This window comes from Roseicella frigidaeris (assembly GCF_003258945.1).
GTDB lineage: Bacteria > Pseudomonadota > Alphaproteobacteria > Acetobacterales > Acetobacteraceae > Paracraurococcus > Paracraurococcus frigidaeris.
Genome location: NZ_QLIX01000076.1, coordinates 1 through 1,929, shown reverse-complemented (window position 1 = coordinate 1,929; position 1,929 = coordinate 1). Strand labels below are relative to the sequence as shown.

Annotated in this window: 3 protein-coding genes; all 3 read right to left on the bottom strand. The window is 74.1% G+C overall.

All coding sequences use genetic code 11. From position 1 onward, the window contains the following. Positions 1 to 127 precede the first annotated feature (127 nt). Positions 128 to 601 carry a DUF411 domain-containing protein gene (locus DOO78_RS26795; protein ID WP_243634811.1) on the bottom strand — a complete coding sequence of 158 codons (474 nt, stop codon included), beginning with the start codon at positions 599 to 601 and terminating at the stop codon, positions 128 to 130. After that, the gene (locus DOO78_RS26790) at positions 598 to 1,284 is read right to left on the bottom strand and encodes a Spy/CpxP family protein refolding chaperone (RefSeq protein ID WP_111472934.1); all 687 of its coding nucleotides are present in this window, start codon (positions 1,282 to 1,284) and stop codon (positions 598 to 600) included. Before DOO78_RS26790 ends, DOO78_RS26795 begins: the two co-directional genes overlap by 4 nt. A gap of 108 nt (positions 1,285 to 1,392) precedes the next feature. Then, positions 1,393 to 1,785, bottom strand: coding sequence for a hypothetical protein (locus tag DOO78_RS26785; protein WP_111472933.1), 393 nt, complete (start codon positions 1,783 to 1,785; stop codon positions 1,393 to 1,395). Positions 1,786 to 1,929 lie beyond the last annotated feature (144 nt).

The following is a 1,929-nucleotide window of genomic DNA, read 5'->3' as shown; positions in this document are numbered from 1 at the left end:
CCGTAGGTTGAGGGACGGCAGGTGGGCCAAAATTCGCCAGCACGCCTGGGCCAACATTCAGTAGCAAAGCCAATCTCACACTCCATCGAGATGTCCTGCCGGGGCACCGGGCCCCGGCAGGGTCTCGTCAATGCCGCGCCCAGGTCCGGTCGCCGTCGGCTCCGCCGAACAGGACGACCTCGTAGGGCGTGCCAGAGATATCCATGCCGGGCGCCGAGGGCGGCATGCCGGGGGCGGACAGCCCGCGCGCCTGCGGCCGCTCGGCCAGCAGGCGCCGGACGTCCGCCGCCGGGACATGGCCCTCGACCACGTAGCCGCCGACGACGGCGGTGTGGCAGGACTGGAGCGCCTCCGGCACGCCCCGGGCCGCCTTCACCAGCCGGACGTCCGCGACCTCGCGGACGGTGACCTCGAAGCCCGCTGCCCGCATGTGGCGGACCCAGTCCTCGCAACAGCCGCAGCTCGGATCCTTCCAGACCTCGACTCGGGTCGCGGGGGCGGCGGCCGCCGCCCCTATCATTCCCAGCTGTGCCCCGGCGACCGCCAGCAGGCCGAGCGCGCCGCGCCTGCCGATGCGGCCCAGGGGGAAGGCGGCGCTCACATCAGCCCTCCGCGCATGCCCATGCCGCCCATGCCGCGCAGGTGCTCCGCCATCAGCGTGTCGGCGGTCCGCTTCTGCTCGTCCGAGAGCGCGGCGTAAAGCGGCCGCGCCGCAGCCTGCACCGTGCGCATCACCTCGAGCTGGGCGGTGAGCAGCGCCATGCGGCGCTCGATCTGCTCGGGCGCCGCGACCGGGCTGGTCTCCCGCATGGCCGTCGTCACGGCCTGCTTCAGGGTCCCGGCTGCGGTGCGGACGGCGTCGGCGAAGGCGTTCCACTGCGCCTGCTGCGCGTCGGTGATGCGGAGTTCGGCGCGGTAGAAGGCGAGCTGTCCCTCGATGTGCTCGAAGGCCCGCATCGCGTGCTGGGCGGCCATCTGCCGGTGCATCATGTCCATCATCCGGCCCATGTCGCCCATCATCGCGGGCATGCCGCCTTGCTGGGGCGCGCCGGGCGCGCCCTGCATCTGCATGCCTTGGCCACCCATCATGCCGGGCATGCCCCGCTGCTGCGCCGGGCCGGGCGTCGGGGCCGGGGCGGGCGTCGCCTGGGCCGTGCTGCCCCCGGGATGGTGCGCCTCGTGCTCCTGGGCGGACTGCGCCCGGGCGGCCGCGCCGCCGAACGCGAGGCCGATGGCGAGCGCGGCGACGGTCGCGCGGGTGCCGAGGCGGTTGGATGTGCTCATGACTTCCTCCGTTGTCCTTGTCGCGGTTTCGAACCCCGCATGACGCGTCGGGCATGCGGTCCAGGTGCCCGCAGGCGGCCGTCGGGCCGCGCGGCACCCGTAAGCGGGTCACGCCAGGGGACGAGGCGGGTGGAGAGGAGGGGCCACGGCGATGCCGTCCGGCACCACGCGGGTGGCGGTGCCGACGAGCCGCAGGCCGGACGGCGCCGATGGCTGCCCGGGCGGGACGAGCGGGGCCGCGGCCGTGGCCGGGCACTGGGCGGAGGTGCAGCAGGCCAGATCCTGCAGCTTGCCGGGGTGCCCGCCGGGCTGGCCTTGGTCATGGTGGACGGGCCGCTGATCCTGCGCCTCATCGCCCGGAGCGACGCAGTGGTGCACCGCATGCTGCCGGAGCGGCGCGGCGGCCGAGGCATGCCTGACGGGGGCGCCCGGAACGACGAGCAGGGCCAGCGCGAGCAGCGCCGCGACGACCCTCCTGATCCTGCCCGTGCCCGTCAGCATCCCAGGCCTCCCTGTCACCCGGCGACCTTGCGGACCACCTCAGAGCCCTTCCGGGAAGTTCTGGTTTAGCCTGAGGTGCTTGCGGCGAGGCGGCGGAGCATGAGGCGGATCATGGCGAGGCGGATGAAGGCCGCCGCCTTGCGG